The 15781-nt window shown below is 65.0% G+C and carries 12 protein-coding genes and 4 tRNA genes; all 16 read left to right on the top strand.

The features are described from left to right. Nucleotides 1–130: 130 nt before the first annotated feature. The 16 genes from FEF15_RS15870 to rpsG all read left to right on the top strand — a co-directional run bounded on the left by FEF15_RS15870 (nt 131) and on the right by rpsG (nt 15755). Nucleotides 131–1114 carry a biotin--[acetyl-CoA-carboxylase] ligase gene (locus tag FEF15_RS15870; protein ID WP_163560139.1) on the top strand — a complete coding sequence of 328 codons (984 nt, stop codon included), beginning with the start codon at nt 131–133 and terminating at the stop codon, nt 1112–1114. Further along, complete coding sequence (locus tag FEF15_RS15865; RefSeq protein ID WP_163560138.1) at nt 1111–1950, top strand: type III pantothenate kinase; 840 nt, start codon at nt 1111–1113, stop codon at nt 1948–1950. The genes FEF15_RS15870 and FEF15_RS15865 overlap by 4 nt, the downstream gene beginning before the upstream one ends. 113 nt (nt 1951–2063) lie before the next feature. Next, nucleotides 2064–2147: transfer RNA gene (locus FEF15_RS15860), tRNA-Tyr, on the top strand. Nucleotides 2148–2195: 48 nt separating this feature from the next. Then, a tRNA-Gly gene (locus tag FEF15_RS15855) sits at nt 2196–2269 on the top strand. A 12-nt stretch (nt 2270–2281) separates the two neighbouring features. Beyond that, a tRNA-Thr gene (locus FEF15_RS15850) sits at nt 2282–2356 on the top strand. A 142-nt stretch (nt 2357–2498) separates the two neighbouring features. Further along, nucleotides 2499–2574 (top strand) — tRNA-Trp (locus tag FEF15_RS15845). Nucleotides 2575–2649: 75 nt separating this feature from the next. Then, nucleotides 2650–3018 carry a preprotein translocase subunit SecE gene (gene secE, locus FEF15_RS15840; protein ID WP_163560137.1) on the top strand — a complete coding sequence of 123 codons (369 nt, stop codon included), beginning with the start codon at nt 2650–2652 and terminating at the stop codon, nt 3016–3018. An 8-nt stretch (nt 3019–3026) separates the two neighbouring features. Next, nucleotides 3027–3560 (top strand): transcription termination/antitermination protein NusG, encoded by a 534-nt coding sequence (gene nusG / locus FEF15_RS15835; RefSeq protein ID WP_163560136.1) that lies wholly within the window; start codon nt 3027–3029, stop codon nt 3558–3560. A 91-nt stretch (nt 3561–3651) separates the two neighbouring features. Continuing rightward, nucleotides 3652–4083 carry a 50S ribosomal protein L11 gene (gene rplK / locus FEF15_RS15830; RefSeq protein WP_163560135.1) on the top strand — a complete coding sequence of 144 codons (432 nt, stop codon included), beginning with the start codon at nt 3652–3654 and terminating at the stop codon, nt 4081–4083. A 2-nt stretch (nt 4084–4085) separates the two neighbouring features. Beyond that, nucleotides 4086–4778, top strand: coding sequence for a 50S ribosomal protein L1 (gene rplA, locus FEF15_RS15825; RefSeq protein ID WP_163560134.1), 693 nt, complete (start codon nt 4086–4088; stop codon nt 4776–4778). Nucleotides 4779–5045: 267 nt separating this feature from the next. After that, nucleotides 5046–5549: a 50S ribosomal protein L10 gene (gene rplJ / locus FEF15_RS15820; protein ID WP_163560133.1), complete on the top strand. Its 504-nt coding sequence runs from the start codon at nt 5046–5048 to the stop codon at nt 5547–5549. A 92-nt stretch (nt 5550–5641) separates the two neighbouring features. Beyond that, nucleotides 5642–6013, top strand: a complete 372-nt coding sequence (gene rplL / locus FEF15_RS15815; RefSeq protein ID WP_163560132.1) for a 50S ribosomal protein L7/L12 — start codon at nt 5642–5644, stop codon at nt 6011–6013. Nucleotides 6014–6246: 233 nt separating this feature from the next. After that, a complete protein-coding gene (rpoB, locus tag FEF15_RS15810; RefSeq protein ID WP_163560131.1) occupies nt 6247–10326 on the top strand; it encodes a DNA-directed RNA polymerase subunit beta in 4080 nt (1359 codons plus the stop codon). A gap of 86 nt (nt 10327–10412) precedes the next feature. After that, nucleotides 10413–14633, top strand: coding sequence for a DNA-directed RNA polymerase subunit beta' (gene rpoC / locus FEF15_RS15805; protein ID WP_163560130.1), 4221 nt, complete (start codon nt 10413–10415; stop codon nt 14631–14633). A gap of 144 nt (nt 14634–14777) precedes the next feature. Next, the gene (rpsL, locus tag FEF15_RS15800; RefSeq protein ID WP_089688555.1) at nt 14778–15152 is read left to right on the top strand and encodes a 30S ribosomal protein S12; all 375 of its coding nucleotides are present in this window, start codon (nt 14778–14780) and stop codon (nt 15150–15152) included. 132 nt (nt 15153–15284) lie between these two features. Next, nucleotides 15285–15755: a 30S ribosomal protein S7 gene (gene rpsG, locus FEF15_RS15795; protein WP_163560129.1), complete on the top strand. Its 471-nt coding sequence runs from the start codon at nt 15285–15287 to the stop codon at nt 15753–15755. The last annotated feature ends 26 nt before the right edge of the window (nt 15756–15781 follow it).

The following is a 15781-nucleotide window of genomic DNA, read 5'->3' as shown; positions in this document are numbered from 1 at the left end:
CATCGTCAGGCACCTTATCCCGAAACCCCGGGCTCATACGAGCTCGGGGTTTTGCTTTTTCCGGGCGGTGCATTTTCGCGCCTGTGACGCTTCCGATAGAATGAGGCTTTTCCCGCACGGGGCACAAGGCATGACCATCGGTGATCTGATCCGCCTGTTGAGTGACGGGCAGTTCCACTCCGGCGAGCAGCTCGGCGAGCGTCTCGGCGTATCGCGCACGGCGGTGTGGAAGCAGCTGAAAAAGCTCGAAGCGATGGATATCCCGCTGGACGCTGTCAAGGGCCAGGGCTACCGCCTGGCCGAGCCACTGGAGTTGCTCGATGGCAGTGCCATCGTGGCGGGGCTGTCCCGTGCGGGACGTGAGCACCTGGTGCGACTGTTCATCGAGGAGACGCTGCCTTCCAGCAATCAATTCATTCGCCAGCGATTCGAGCAGGAGGCGGGGCATGGCGAAGTCTGCCTGGTTGAGCATCAGAGCGCCGGCCGCGGGCGACGCGGACGCAGCTGGACGACGCCCTGGGGGCGGGCGTTGATGCTCTCCCTAGGGTGGCGGTTCGATTCGGGGGTGGCGGCGCTGGAAGGGCTCAGTCTGGCGGTGGGCGTGGCGCTGGCCCGGGTACTGGAGCGACATGGGGCCACCCCGCGCCTCAAGTGGCCCAATGACGTGCTGCTGGAAGACGAGTCAGGTCGGCTGGGCAAGCTGGCGGGGATCCTGGTCGAGATCAGCGGTGATGCCGAAGGTCCTTGCGAGGCTGTGATCGGAATGGGCATCAATGTCAGCCTGCCGCCGCGCTTCCGTGACACCCTAGACTACCCCGTGGCCGCGATTGCCGATCAGGCGCCGGGCGTGTCGCGCAATCGCCTGGCGATCGAGCTACTCGAGACCTTGCTGCCGCTGCTGGCGGACTACGAAACCCATGGGTTCGCCGCCTGGCGTGACGAGTGGAATGCGCGGCACGCTTACGCCGGCTGCGCGATCGAAGTGCTGCGTGGCGATACGCGACTGCAGGCGGTCGCAGAATCCGTGGATGAGGTCGGCAACCTCTGGATCTCTCGCGATGGCCAGCGCGAACGCCTCGCCGGCGGCGAGATCAGCGTGCGTGGGCGTTCATGATCCTCGATCTGGACATCGGCAACACCCTCTCCAAGTGGCGGCTCAAGGATGCTGACAGCAGCGAAATTCGGTCACGGGGGGCTGTGTGGACCCGCGAGGAGTGGCGTCCGGGGGCGGATATTCCCGACCTCGACGTCGTCGAGGCAGTGCGTATCTCCAGCGTGGCGCGTGCCGCCGTTCTCGAGCAGACGGTGGCTCTGCTGCAGCGTCAGGTCAACCAGGTACATGTGGCGCGTTCCACGCCGGAGGCGCTTGGCGTGGTCAATGGCTATGCCGAGCCTCATCGCCTGGGCGTTGACCGCTGGATGGGCGTGCTCGCCGGTTACCAGCTGGCCGGTGGCTGCTGTGCAGTGGACTGTGGCAGCGCCATCACCGTCGATTTCGTGCTGCCCGGCGGCCGCCACTTGGGCGGCTACATCCTTCCCGGCCTGCGCCTCATGAAAGAGAGCCTCAAGCTCGGCACGCGCAATGTGGCCATTGATCCTGACAGCGAGGCCGAAGAGCTGTTGTTGCCCGGCACGCGAACGGTGGAGGCGGTCAATCATGGCATCTACCTGGCCGCCGTTAGCGCTATCAACCGCATCTACAGCGAAGTGTGCGATCGAGAGGGAGTCGCGCTGCCTATGTTGCTTACGGGAGGCGACGCGCGCGTGGTCGCGCGCGGCGTGCAGTCACCCCATGCCGTATGGCCGGATATGGTCTACGCGGGACTCGAAGCCTGCTTTCCCCTTACCGCCGCCGAGCGGGCCGGGCGCATGTCCGGTGCCCCGCGGGTGCCGGCCCCAGCGGGGCTGGAAAAAATCCGCGCTGGTCTTGCATTCTCGATGCTGCTTTGACAAAATGTTGCGCGTTCCGAGGCGGTCGGCGCGACGCGGCGACGGCTCTCAAGAGGCTTGCGAAACAGGCACTTGACAGCGCTTTCGGAGGCGGTAGAATAGACCGCCGTGTTGGAGGGGTTCCCGAGTGGCCAAAGGGAGCAGACTGTAAATCTGCCGCGAAAGCTTCGAAGGTTCGAATCCTTCCCCCTCCACCAAGTTTTTGCCGTGATCGGCTTTGGCGATTCGGCAGCCAGAGTGGGTAGGCGGGTATAGTTCAATGGTAGAACCTCAGCCTTCCAAGCTGATGATGCGGGTTCGATTCCCGCTACCCGCTCCAGGCAGAGTCATTGCTCATGTAGCTCAGGGGTAGAGCACACCCTTGGTAAGGGTGAGGTCGACGGTTCAAATCCGTCCATGAGCTCCAACAGTGAAGGGCGAGCCACGGCTCGCCCTTCTCTTTTCTTTCCGCCCCGGTGTGGCGGAGGGGTTGCCAGGCGGCGAGAGCTTCGCTATCATGGCGCCCGCTGTCGTGCACGCCGCCTGCAAAGGGTGGTGCCGTCAGGTATAGGCCAGTAGCTCAATTGGCAGAGCAGCGGTCTCCAAAACCGCAGGTTGGGGGTTCGATTCCCTCCTGGCCTGCCAACCTTCCCCAGGTTGGCACGCTACCCATCAGAAGCTACCCGATTCGATTGCCGCACCCTGAGGAGTCTCGTTTTCATGAAACACAGCGCCGAGGTGCAGGAGTCGCGCCACGACGGACTCAAGTGGGCGGTTGTCGTCACTCTGCTGGTGCTTGCCGTTGTCGGTAATACCTATTTCGCTGACCAGGCGCTCCTCTATCGCGTGCTGGGCGTCGTGGCGCTGAGCGTGGCTGCCGCAGGGCTCGCGTTGACCACGGCGAAAGGTCGTGAGCTCACCGAGCTGGCCAAGAACGCCAAGAAGGAGATCCAGCGCGTGGTATGGCCGACGCGCCCCGAGACCGTGCAGACCACTGCCATCGTGCTGGTCGCCGTGCTGGTGGTCGGCCTGATGCTGTGGCTGATCGACACCCTTCTTGGCTGGGCGATGTCCGGCGTCATCGGTTAGGAGTTTTCATGTCCAAGCGTTGGTACGTCGTCCACGCCTACTCCGGCTTCGAGAAGCATGTCATGCGTTCCCTCAAGGAGCGCGTGAAGCTCTATGGCATGGAGGATCGCTTCGGCGAGATCCTGGTGCCCACAGAAGAAGTCGTCGAGATGCGGGACGGCAAGCGCCGCAAGAGCGAGCGCAAGTTCTATCCCGGCTACGTGCTGGTCGAGATGGAGATGGATGACGCGACCTGGCATCTGGTCAACGAGACGCCGCGCGTCATGGGGTTCATCGGCGGCACCAAGGAGAAGCCGGCGCCGATCACCCAGAAGGAGGCCGACGCCATCCTGCGCCGCGTCAAGGACGGCACCGACAAACCGCGCCCCAAGACGCTGTTCGAGCCGGGGCAGTCCGTGCGTGTCGTCGACGGTCCCTTTGCCGATTTCAACGGGGTCGTCGAAGAGGTCAACTACGACAAGAGTCGCCTGCAGGTCAGCGTGCTGATCTTCGGTCGGGCGACGCCGGTCGAGCTGGAATTCGCGCAGGTCGAGAAGGAGTGATTCCCTCTCGGCCCGCCATTCGCGAGGCGGCCGCCTGACGGTCGCCTGATGCGGGGAGCCGCAAGGCGCTACTACCCAACTGGAGTTCATCATGGCCAAGAAAGTACAGGCTTACATCAAGCTGCAGGTCGCAGCCGGTAAAGCCAACCCGAGTCCCCCCGTGGGTCCCGCCCTGGGTCAGCACGGCGTGAACATCATGGAGTTCTGCAAGGCGTTCAATGCCGCCACGCAGGACATCGAGCCGGGTCTGCCGACCCCGGTGGTGATCACTGTCTATTCCGACCGCAGCTTCACCTTCGTCACCAAGACGCCGCCCGCCGCGGTCCTGCTGAAGAAGGCGGCAGGCATCAAGTCCGGCTCCGGCGAGCCGAACAAGACCAAGGTGGGTACCGTGACCCGTGAGCAGCTCGAAGAGATCGCCAAGACCAAGGAGCCGGATCTCACGGCTTCCGATCTCGACGCCGCGGTGCGTACCATTGCCGGTAGCGCCCGCAGCATGGGCCTGAACGTGGAGGGTCTCTGATCATGGCCAAACTGTCCAAGCGCGCACAGATGATCCGCGAGAAGGTCGATCCCACCAAGGCCTACTCCCTCGAGGAGGCCGTGGCCCTGCTCGCCGAGCTGTCCACCGTCAAGTTCAAGGAGTCCGTGGACGTCGCCATCAACCTCGGCGTCGATCCGCGCAAGTCCGACCAGGTGGTGCGTGGCGCGACCGTCATGCCCAACGGTACTGGCAAGGATGTCCGTGTCGCCGTCTTCACCCAGGGCGCCAATGCGGACGCCGCCAAGGAAGCCGGGGCCGACATCGTCGGCATGGATGACCTGGCCGAGCAGGTCAAGAAGGGCCAGCTCGACTTCGACGTGGTGATCGCCTCGCCTGACGCCATGCGCGTCGTCGGCCAACTGGGGCAGATCCTCGGCCCGCGCGGCCTGATGCCCAACCCCAAGGTCGGCACCGTGACGCCCGACGTCGCTACCGCGGTCAAGAACGCCAAGGCGGGTCAGGTGCGCTTCCGTACCGACAAGAACGGCATCATCCACACCACCCTGGGCAAGGTTGATTTCGAGGCCGACGCGATCAAGGGCAACCTCGAAGCGCTGGTCGCCGACCTGAAGAAGCTCAAGCCGAGCACGTCCAAGGGTGTGTATTTCAAGAAGATGACCCTGTCCACCACCATGGGGCCGGGCATCAGCATCGATCAGTCCGCCTTCGTCTGACGCGGCGGTCGAGACAGAGCTGTAACTTTGCGGTCCGCGCGGTGCGGCTTCACTTGCCGCTTCGCGGGGCGCCGTCAAAGACCGCAGGCGCCGCTCGACACTCGAGCGGCTTAATCGTCCCGCAAGGGGGCCTGCGCAGATGGTGTGGCCGCCAGGCAACTGGTGAGCACCATCACCCAGGACTCCCGGCGTGGCCCATGGCCCACCGGGAGAGATGGTAACCCCGGACCCCGCCCCGTGCGGCTCCGGAAGGAAGGAGTGATCACCGTGCCACTAGCACTCGAAGGCAAGAAGGCGATTGTTGCCGAGGTCAGTGAAGCGGCCAAGGAGGCACTCTCCGTCGTGGTTGCCGATTCTCGTGGCGTCACGGTCAGCAAGATGACCGACCTGCGCAAGCAGGCCCGCGAGAATGGCGTGCAGATCCGTGTTGTGCGCAACACCCTGGCACGCCGCGCCCTGTCCGGAACTCCCTGGGAGATTCTGGAGGAGAGCTTCTCGGGTCCCACCCTGTTGGCATTCTCCTACGAGCATCCGGGCGCTGCCGCCCGCCTGTTCAAGGAGTTCGCCAAGGACGAGAAGAACTTCGAAGTCAAGGCGCTGGCCTACGAAGGCGAGCTGATTCCGGCAAGCGATCTCGACCGTCTGGCAACCCTGCCGACCTATGACGAGGCTATCGCCAAGCTGATGTCCGTCATGAAGGAGGCATCTGCCGGCAAGCTGGTTCGTACCCTGGCTGCACTGCGCGACCAGAAGCAGGAAGAAGCCGCCTGAGCGGCGAACTCCACTTCGTAGCCTGAATCGAACACTGGTAAAGACGAGCGCTCGGTGCGCCGAGGCTCCCGCAAAGTTTAGGAATTAACGAAATGGCACTGACCAAAGAAGACATCATCAACGCCGTCGCCGACATGTCCGTGATGGAAGTCGCCGAGCTGATCGAGGCGATGGAAGAGAAGTTCGGCGTCTCCGCCGCCGCGGCCGTTGTCGCCGGCCCGGGTGGCGGTGAAGCCGCTGCCGAAGAAGAGCAGACCGAATTCGACCTGGTGCTGACCGCTGCCGGCGACAAGAAGGTCAATGTGATCAAGGCCGTGCGCGAGATCACCGGGCTGGGCCTGAAGGAAGCCAAGGGTGCCGTCGACGGTGCACCGGCGACCATCAAGGAAGCCATGTCCAAGGAAGACGCCGAAGAGGCGAAGAAGAAGCTGGAAGACGCCGGCGCGAGCGTGGAGCTCAAGTAACCCTTGTGCCCCAAGGCTTTACGCGCTGCGTAAGCTTCCACGGCTGGTGGCGGGCCTACCCGCTGCCGGCCTTTTTCTGTTGCAGTAGCGCTTCGCTGACGCAGCGCCGCTAGACGAATTCCGACGGCGAGCTCCCTGGTGGGGGCTTGCCGTCAGCGCCTGACGGGGCCGAGCCCGTCGGGTGGCGCCGACCGCGCAACGGTCACCCATGGTGAACAAGCTGGGGAATACAGATGGCTTACTCATACACTGAGAAAAAACGCATCCGCAAGGATTTCGGCAAACTGCCCCAAGTGATGGATGTGCCCTACCTGCTGGCGATCCAGCTTGATTCCTACTACGACTTCCTCCAGCAGGACCGGGCCGCCGAAGAGCGCCTGGACCTGGGGCTGCACGCGGCCTTCAAGTCCGTGTTCCCGATCGAGAGCTTCTCCGGCAATGCGGCCCTGGAGTACGTCAGCTACCGTTTCGGCACCCCGGCCTTCGACGTCAAGGAGTGCCAGCTGCGTGGCGTCACCTACTCGGCACCGCTGCGGGTCAAGGTTCGCCTGATCATCTACGATCGCGATTCCTCGAACAAGGCCATCAAGGACATCAAGGAGCAGGAAGTCTACATGGGGGAGATCCCCCTGATGACCGAGAACGGCACCTTCGTGGTCAACGGCACCGAGCGCGTGATCGTCTCGCAGTTGCACCGCTCGCCCGGCGTGTTCTTCGACCATGACAAGGGCAAGAGCCACTCCTCGGGCAAGCTGCTCTATTCCGCGCGGGTGATTCCCTACCGCGGCTCCTGGCTCGACTTCGAGTTCGATCCCAAGGACAACGTCTTCGTGCGCATCGACCGTCGCCGCAAGTTGCCGGCCTCGGTGCTGCTGCGCGCGCTGGGCATGAGCGCCGAGGAGATCCTCGACGAGTTCTTCGAGACCAGCACCTTCCACGTCGAGAAGACCGGCTTCTCCGTGGAGCTGGTGCCGTCACGCCTGCGCGGCGAGACCGCCACCTTCGACATCAAGGATGGCGAGGGCAACGTCATCGTCGAGGAAGGCCGGCGCATCACCCAGAAGCACATCCGTCAGTTGGAGAAGGCCGGCCTGGAGCGCCTCGAGGTGCCCATGGAGTACCTCTTCGGCAAGACGCTGGCCAAGGACCAGGTCGACCCCAACACCGGCGAGCTGATCTGCCCCTGCAACACCGAGATCACCCCGGAACTGCTGGAGAAGATCGGTCAGGCCGGCATCGTCACCGTCGAGACGCTCTATACCAACGATCTCGACTGCGGCCCCTTCGTCTCCGATACCCTCAAGCTGGACACCACCGGGTCGCAGCTCGAGGCGCTGGTCGAGATCTACCGCATGATGCGTCCCGGCGAGCCGCCCACCAAGGAGGCCGCCGAGACCCTGTTCCGCAACCTCTTCTTCACCGAGGATCGCTACGACCTCTCCGGCGTCGGGCGCATGAAGTTCAACCGGCGCCTGCGTCGCGATGCCGACACCGGCTCCGGTGTGCTCGATCAGCGCGACATCCTCGACGTGCTCAAGGAGCTGATCTACATCCGCAACGGCTTCGGCGAGGTGGACGACATCGACCACCTGGGCAACCGCCGCATCCGCTGTGTCGGCGAGATGGCCGAGAACCAGTTCCGCGTGGGCCTGGTGCGCGTCGAGCGCGCGGTCAAGGAGCGCCTTTCCATGGCCGAGAGCGAGGGCCTGATGCCCCAGGACCTGATCAACGCCAAGCCGGTAGCGGCGGCGGTCAAGGAGTTCTTCGGCTCGAGCCAGCTCTCGCAGTTCATGGACCAGAACAACCCGCTCTCCGAGGTTACCCACAAGCGTCGCGTCTCGGCGTTGGGCCCGGGCGGCCTGACTCGCGAGCGGGCCGGCTTCGAGGTGCGCGACGTCCACGCCACCCACTACGGCCGGCTGTGCCCCATCGAGACCCCGGAAGGCCCCAACATCGGCCTGATCAACTCGCTGGCCACCTACAGCCACACCAACAGCTACGGCTTCCTGGAGACGCCCTACCGCAAGGTGGTGGATCGCCAGGTGACCAACGAGGTGGTGCACCTCTCGGCCATCGAGGAGGGCGACTACGTCATCGCCCAGGCCTCGGCCGGCGTCGATGAGTCCGGCAAGCTGGCCGACGACCTGGTGCAGGTGCGTCACAAGGGCGAGACCACCTTCATGCGTCCCGAGCAGGTGACGCTGATGGACGTCTCGCCGCGTCAGGTGGTGTCGGTGGCCGCGGCGCTGATCCCCTTCCTCGAGCACGACGACGCCAACCGCGCGCTGATGGGCTCCAACATGCAGCGTCAGGCGGTGCCCACCCTGCGCGCCGAGAAGCCGCTGGTCGGCACCGGCATGGAGCGCTTCGTGGCGCGCGACTCGGGCGTGTGCGCCGTGGCGCGTCGCGGCGGCGTGATCGACTCGGTCGACGCCAAGCGCATCGTGGTGCGCATCAATGAGGACGAGATCATCGGCGGCGAGGCCGGCGTCGACATCTACAACCTGACCAAGTACCTGCGGTCCAACCAGAACACCTGCATGAACCAGCGCCCCATCGTGCGTCCCGGCGACGTGGTGGCGCGCGGCGACATCCTCGCCGACGGCCCCTCCGTCGACATGGGTGATCTGGCGCTCGGCCAGAACATGCGCATCGCCTTCATGCCCTGGAACGGCTACAACTTCGAGGACTCCATCCTGCTCTCCGAGCGGGTGGTGCAGGAGGACCGCTTCACCACCATCCACATCCAGGAGCTGACCTGCGTCTCCCGCGACACCAAGCTCGGGCCGGAGGAGATCACCTCCGACATCCCCAACGTCGGCGAGTCGGCGTTGTCCAAGCTTGACGAGGCGGGTGTGGTCTACATCGGTGCCGAGGTCGGTCCCGGCGACATCCTGGTGGGCAAAGTCACGCCCAAGGGCGAAACCCAGCTGACCCCCGAGGAGAAGCTGCTGCGGGCGATCTTCGGCGAGAAGGCCAGTGACGTGAAGGACACCTCGCTGCGCGCGCCCACCGGCATGCGCGGTACCGTCATCGACGTCCAGGTGTTCACCCGCGACGGCGTGGAGAAGGACTCCCGGGCGCTGGCCATCGAGCAGATGCAGCTCGATGAAGTGCGCAAGGACCTGCAGGAGACCTACCGCATCGCCGAGGACGCCACCTTCGAGCGCCTCAAGCGGGCGCTGGTCGGCCAGACGGTCAATGGCGGGCCCAAGCTCAAGAAGGGCGACGTGCTCTCCGAGAGCTACTTGGAGGAGCTGCCGCGCCAGCAGTGGTTCAAGCTGCGCCTGCAGGACGAGACCCTCAACGAGTTGCTGGCCCAGGCCGATGAGCAGCTCGAGAACCGTCGCAAGGAGATGGAGGAGCGTTTCGAGGACAAGAAGCGCAAGCTCACCCAGGGCGACGACCTGGCACCGGGCGTGCTCAAGATCGTCAAGGTCTACATGGCAGTGAAGCGCCGCCTGCAGCCGGGCGACAAGATGGCCGGCCGTCACGGCAACAAGGGCGTGATCTCGGCGATCATGCCCATCGAGGACATGCCGTTTGACGACAACGGCGAGCCCATCGACCTGGTGCTGAACCCCCTGGGCGTGCCGTCGCGCATGAACGTGGGGCAGATCCTCGAGACCCACCTGGGCCTGGCGGCCCACGGTCTGGGCATGAAGATCGAGGCCCTGCTGCGCGACGCGCGCGATCAGCAGGTGGCCGAGATTCGCGACTTCCTGGCCCAGGTGTACAACACCACGCCGGGTACTCGGGTCGAGGACCTCGACACCCTCTCCGACGAGGAGGTGATCGCCCTGGCCAAGAACCTCAAGGCGGGCGTGCCCATGTCCACGCCGGTGTTCGACGGGGCCAAGGAGGGCGAGATCAAGCACCTGCTCTCGCTCGCCGGGCTGCCCGACTCCGGCCAGATGACGCTCTACGACGGGCGGACCGGCGATGCCTTCGACCGCCCGGTCACGGTCGGCTACATGTACATGCTCAAGCTCAACCACCTGGTCGACGACAAGATGCACGCCCGCTCCACCGGCTCCTACTCGCTGGTCACCCAGCAGCCGCTGGGCGGCAAGGCGCAGTTCGGCGGCCAGCGCTTCGGTGAGATGGAGGTCTGGGCGCTGGAGGCCTACGGCGCCGCCTACACCCTGCAGGAGATGCTCACCGTCAAGTCCGACGACGTGGAGGGTCGCACCAAGATGTACAAGAACATCGTCGACGGCGACCACACCATGCAGGCCGGCATGCCGGAGTCCTTCAACGTGCTGGTGAAGGAGATCCGCTCGCTGGGCATCGACATCGAACTGGAGAGCTGAGGCGGCTTCGCCTGCGCTTCACACTATGACGGTCCGCGGGGGCGGCGACGCCCCCGCCCATGACAACTCCGCAACGGAGCCGACCCATGAAAGATTTGGTGAAAGTCCTCAAATCGCAGTCTCAGTCCGACGAGTTCGACGCCATCAAGATCACCCTGGCGTCCCCGGACATGATTCGCTCCTGGTCCTTCGGCGAGGTGAAGAAGCCCGAGACCATCAACTACCGCACCTTCAAGCCGGAGCGCGACGGCCTGTTCTGCGCCAAGATCTTCGGCCCGGTGAAGGACTACGAGTGCCTGTGCGGCAAGTACAAGCGCATGAAGCACCGCGGTATCATCTGCGAGAAGTGCGGCGTCGAGGTGACCAAGGCCGCCGTGCGCCGCGAGCGCATGGGCCACATCGAGCTGGCCAGCCCCGTGGCGCACATCTGGTTCCTCAAGTCGCTGCCGTCGCGCATCGGCATGTTCCTCGACATGACCCTGCGCGATATCGAGCGCGTGCTCTATTTCGAGAGCTTCGTGGTCATCGACCCGGGCATGACCACGCTCGAGCGCGGCCAACTGCTCAACGACGAGCAGTACTTCGAGGCCCTCGAGGAGTTCGGTGACGACTTCGACGCGCGCATGGGCGCCGAGGCGGTGCAGGCGCTGCTCAAGGACATCGACCTGCCTGAGGAGATCGACCGCCTGCGCGAGGAGATCCCGCAGACCAACTCCGAGACCAAGATCAAGAAGCTCTCCAAGCGCCTGAAGCTGCTGGAGGCCTTCCACAACTCCGGCAATGACCCGGCGTGGATGGTCATGGAAGTGCTGCCGGTGCTGCCGCCGGACCTGCGTCCGCTGGTCCCGCTGGACGGCGGCCGTTTCGCCACCTCCGATCTCAACGACCTCTACCGTCGGGTGATCAACCGCAACAACCGCTTGAAGCGGCTGCTCGACCTCAACGCGCCCGACATCATCGTGCGCAACGAGAAGCGCATGCTGCAGGAGGCGGTCGATGCGCTGCTCGACAACGGCCGTCGCGGTCGCGCCATTACGGGGTCGAATAAACGGCCTCTCAAGTCCTTGGCCGATATGATCAAGGGCAAGCAGGGGCGCTTCCGCCAGAACCTGCTGGGCAAGCGCGTCGACTACTCCGGCCGCTCGGTCATTACCGTCGGCCCGACTCTGCGCCTGCACCAGTGCGGCCTGCCCAAGAAGATGGCGCTGGAGCTGTTCAAGCCGTTCATCTACTCCAAGCTGCAGGCCAACGGCCAGGCGTCCACCATCAAGGCCGCCAAGAAGATGGTCGAGCGCGAGCTGCCCGAGGTGTGGGACATCCTCGCCGAGGTCATCCGCGAGCACCCGGTGCTGCTCAACCGCGCTCCGACCCTGCACCGCCTGGGGATCCAGGCCTTCGAGCCGCTGCTCATCGAGGGCAAGGCGATCCAGCTGCACCCGCTGGTGTGTGCCGCCTACAACGCCGACTTCGACGGTGACCAGATGGCGGTCCACGTGCCGCTGACCCTGGAAGCCCAGCTCGAGGCGCGGGCGCTGATGATGGCCACCAACAACGTGCTGTCGCCGGCCAACGGAGAGCCGATCATCGTGCCCTCCCAGGACGTGGTGCTGGGGCTGTACTACATGACCCGCGAGAAGATCAACGCCAAGGGCGAGGGCATGGTGTTCGCCAACCTCGACGAGGTGGAGCGTGCCTTCGGCACCCAGAGCGTCTCGCTGCACGCCAAGGTCAAGGTGCGTCTCACCGAGGTGGAGATCGACGAGGAGAGCGGCGAGCGTAGCGAGCAGCGTCGTCTCTACGACACCACCGTGGGCCGCGCCCTGCTGTTCCGTATCCTGCCGGAAGGGGTGCCCTTCGAGCTGGTCGATCAGCCGATGAAGAAGAAGGCGATCTCCCGGCTGCTCAACGAGGTGTATCGCCGCGCCGGGCTCAAGCCGACGGTGATCTTCGCCGACCAGCTGATGTATACCGGCTTCCGCCTGGCGACCTGGTCGGGCGCCTCCATCGGCGTCAACGACTTCGTCATCCCGGACAGCAAGGCCGAGATCGTCGACGCCGCGGAGGCCGAGGTGAAGGAGATCGAGGACCAGTTCTCCTCCGGTCTCGTCACCGCCGGCGAGAAGTACAACAAGGTGATCGACATCTGGTCCAAGGCCAACGACAAGGTGGCCCGGGCGATGATGGACGGGATCGAGAAGGAAACCGTCATCGACCGCGAAGGCAACGAGGTCGAGCAGGGTTCCTTCAACAGCGTGTTCATCATGGCCGACTCCGGCGCGCGGGGTAGCGCGGCGCAGATCCGCCAGCTGGCGGGCATGCGCGGCCTGATGGCCAAGCCGGATGGCTCGATCATCGAGACGCCGATCGTCGCCAACTTCCGCGAGGGCCTCAACGTCCTGCAGTACTTCATCTCCACCCACGGCGCGCGCAAGGGCCTGGCGGACACGGCGCTCAAGACCGCCAACTCCGGCTACCTGACCCGCCGCCTGGTGGATGTGGCCCAGGACATGGTGATCACCGAGAGCGACTGCGGCACCGAGAACGGCCTGACGCTGCACCCGATCATCGAGGGCGGTGACATCATCGTCTCGCTCGCCCAGCGCGTGCTCGGCCGCGTGGTCGCCCAGGACGTCATCGATCCGGCCAGCGAGGAAGTGCTGATCGAGAAGGGCACCATGCTTGACGAGGCGTGGTGCGCGCGCCTCGACACCATGGGTGTCGACGAGATCGTGGTGCGCAGTTCCATTACCTGCGAGTCGACCCACGGCGTGTGTTCGGCGTGCTATGGACGCGACCTGGCACGCGGCCATCAGGTCAACATCGGCGAGGCGGTGGGGGTCATCGCTGCCCAGTCGATCGGCGAGCCGGGCACCCAGCTGACCATGCGGACCTTCCACATCGGCGGGGCCGCATCGCGTGCCTCGGCGGTGGACAGTGTCCAGGTCAAACACGGTGGCAAGGTGCGCCTGCACAACATGAAGTTCGTCGAGCGCGCCGACGGCAAGCTGGTGGTGGTCTCCCGCTCCAGCGCCCTGGCGGTGGCCGACGAGCACGGTCGCGAGCGCGAGTACTACAAGCTGCCCTACGGCGCCGAGCTCGACGTGCGTGACGGCGACACCGTGGATGCCGGGCAGGCGGTAGCCAAGTGGGATCCGCACACCCACCCCATCGTCGCCGAGGCCGAGGGGCAGGTGCAGTACGTCGACATGCTCGAGGGCGTCACCATCCACCGCAGCGTGGACGAGATGACCGGGCTCTCCTCCATCGAGGTGATCGAGGCTGCCTCGCGTCCCCAGGCGGGCCGCGACAAGCGTCCGATGATCATGCTTGCCGACGCGGCGGGCGAGCCGGTGTCGCTGCCCGGCTCCAACACCCCGGTGCAGTATCTGCTGCCGGGCAATGCCATCGTCTCGGTGGACGATGGCGCCCAGATCGGGATCGGCGAGGTGGTGGCGCGTATCCCGGTGGAGGCCTCGGGCACCAAGGACATCACCGGCGGTCTGCCGCGGGTGGCCGACCTCTTCGAGGCGCGCAAACCCAAGGAGCCGGCGATTCTCGCCGAGATCAGCGGCACCATCAGCTTCGGCAAGGAGACCAAGGGCAAGCGGCGCCTGACGATCACGCCCAACGATGGCGGCGATCCGTTCGAGATGCTGATTCCCAAGTGGCGCCAGATCGCGGTCTTCGAGGGTGAGAACGTCGAGAAGGGCGAGGTGATCTCCGACGGCCCGAGCAACCCGCACGATATTCTGCGGTTGCTGGGCATCGCCGAGCTGGCCAAGTACATCACCGCCGAGGTGCAGGACGTCTACCGCCTGCAGGGCGTGGGCATCAACGACAAGCACATCGAGGTGATCGTGCGTCAGATGCTGCGCAAGGTGGAGATCTCCGACGCTGGCGACTCCGACTTCATCCCCGGCGACCAGGTGGAGCTCGTGCGCGTGCTCGAGCAGAACCTGCGCCTGGAGAAGGAGGAGAAGTTCCCGGCCCGTTACGATCGCCTGCTGCTGGGTATCACCAAGGCCAGCCTGGCCACCGAGTCGTTCATCTCCGCGGCTTCCTTCCAGGAGACCACGCGGGTGCTGACCGAGGCGGCGGTGACCGGCAAGCGCGACTACTTGCGCGGCCTCAAGGAGAACGTGGTAGTGGGTCGCCTCATCCCGGCGGGGACCGGGCTGGCCCATCACCAGGAGCGTCGCCGCAAGCGCGAGGATACCGAGCGCACGCTCCATCCGTCGGCCTTCGACGTCGAGCAGGAGCTGGGCGCCCAGCTCACCGCGCTGGACTCGGATGACGACGACCTGTAGGCGGCGAGCGGCAGCAGCAGGGGGCAAAGCCCCCTGCTTGACGCCCGACCCTGCCAGACATTAGAATGCGCAGCCTTTAACAGTGGGGCGGGTGCGCCCGCGCCCGCTGGAAGGCAAGGCAACCATTGGAGTCAGCTACACAACATGGCAACGATCAATCAGCTCGTGCGCAAGCCGCGCAAGCGCCCCGCCGCCAAGAGCGACGTGCCGGCGCTGCAGGCCTGTCCGCAGAAGCGCGGTGTCTGCACCCGCGTCTACACCACCACCCCGAAGAAGCCGAACTCGGCGCTGCGCAAGGTGTGCCGCGTGCGTCTGACCAACGGCTACGAGGTCTCCTCCTATATCGGCGGTGAGGGTCACAACCTCCAGGAGCACTCGGTGGTGTTGATCCGCGGCGGCCGCGTCAAGGACCTGCCGGGTGTGCGTTATCACACCGTGCGCGGCGCCCTGGATACCTCCGGCGTGCAGAACCGCAAGCAGGGCCGTTCCAAGTACGGCACCAAGCGTCCCAAGGTCTGAGCGACCGGGGCGCGCGTCACCCAGAATTTGCTATCGGTCTGATAAGAGTAAGGCCGGACGGCGCCATGGGCCCTGCACGGGTCGGCGTGAGTTCCGGGTTTGCCTGAAGGACCCTTCACCAGAGGGCTTGTCATGCCTAGAAGAAGAGTTGTAGCCAAGCGCGAGATCCTGCCGGATCCCAAGTTCGGAAGTGAGCGTCTGGCGAAGTTCATGAACCACCTGATGATCAGCGGCAAGAAGTCCGTGGCTGAGCGTATCGTCTACGGTGCGTTGGACAGGGTTGCCGAGCGTAGCAAGGAAGAGCCGCTGGAGATCTTCGACAAGGCGCTGGAAGCCATCCAGCCCATGGTCGAGGTCAAGTCGCGTCGCGTCGGCGGCGCGACCTATCAGGTGCCGGTCGAGGTTCGCCCCTCGCGTCGTCAGGCCCTGGCCATGCGCTGGCTGGTGGATGCCGCGCGTCGTCGTGGCGAGAAGACCATGGTGCAGCGCCTCGCGGGCGAGATGCTGGATGCCGCCGAAGGCAAGGGCTCGGCCGTCAAGAAGCGGGAAGACGTGCACCGCATGGCAGAAGCCAACAAGGCCTTCTCCCACTATCGTTTCTAAGCGCTGCGTTACCCGCACCGCTTAAG

The sequence above is a fragment of the Halomonas sp. NO4 genome, from assembly GCF_010994375.1.
Classification (GTDB): domain Bacteria; phylum Pseudomonadota; class Gammaproteobacteria; order Pseudomonadales; family Halomonadaceae; genus Halomonas.
Note: the sequence above shows the minus strand (reverse complement) of the source record. Positions and strands in the feature narration are given on the sequence as shown.

Excerpts from the sequence above, each read along its gene's own strand:
- FEF15_RS15865 (WP_163560138.1), top strand. The coding sequence starts at position 1,111 with ATGATCCTCGATCTGGACATCGGCAACACCCTCTCCAAGTGGCGGCTC.
- nusG (WP_163560136.1), top strand. The coding sequence starts at position 3,027 with ATGTCCAAGCGTTGGTACGTCGTCCACGCCTACTCCGGCTTCGAGAAG.
- rpsL (WP_089688555.1), top strand. The coding sequence starts at position 14,778 with ATGGCAACGATCAATCAGCTCGTGCGCAAGCCGCGCAAGCGCCCCGCC.
- rplL (WP_163560132.1), top strand. The coding sequence starts at position 5,642 with ATGGCACTGACCAAAGAAGACATCATCAACGCCGTCGCCGACATGTCC.
- rpsG (WP_163560129.1), top strand. The coding sequence starts at position 15,285 with ATGCCTAGAAGAAGAGTTGTAGCCAAGCGCGAGATCCTGCCGGATCCC.
- rpoC (WP_163560130.1), top strand. The coding sequence starts at position 10,413 with ATGAAAGATTTGGTGAAAGTCCTCAAATCGCAGTCTCAGTCCGACGAG.
- rplK (WP_163560135.1), top strand. The coding sequence starts at position 3,652 with ATGGCCAAGAAAGTACAGGCTTACATCAAGCTGCAGGTCGCAGCCGGT.
- rplA (WP_163560134.1), top strand. The coding sequence starts at position 4,086 with ATGGCCAAACTGTCCAAGCGCGCACAGATGATCCGCGAGAAGGTCGAT.
- rpoB (WP_163560131.1), top strand. The coding sequence starts at position 6,247 with ATGGCTTACTCATACACTGAGAAAAAACGCATCCGCAAGGATTTCGGC.
- secE (WP_163560137.1), top strand. The coding sequence starts at position 2,650 with ATGAAACACAGCGCCGAGGTGCAGGAGTCGCGCCACGACGGACTCAAG.
- FEF15_RS15870 (WP_163560139.1), top strand. The coding sequence starts at position 131 with ATGACCATCGGTGATCTGATCCGCCTGTTGAGTGACGGGCAGTTCCAC.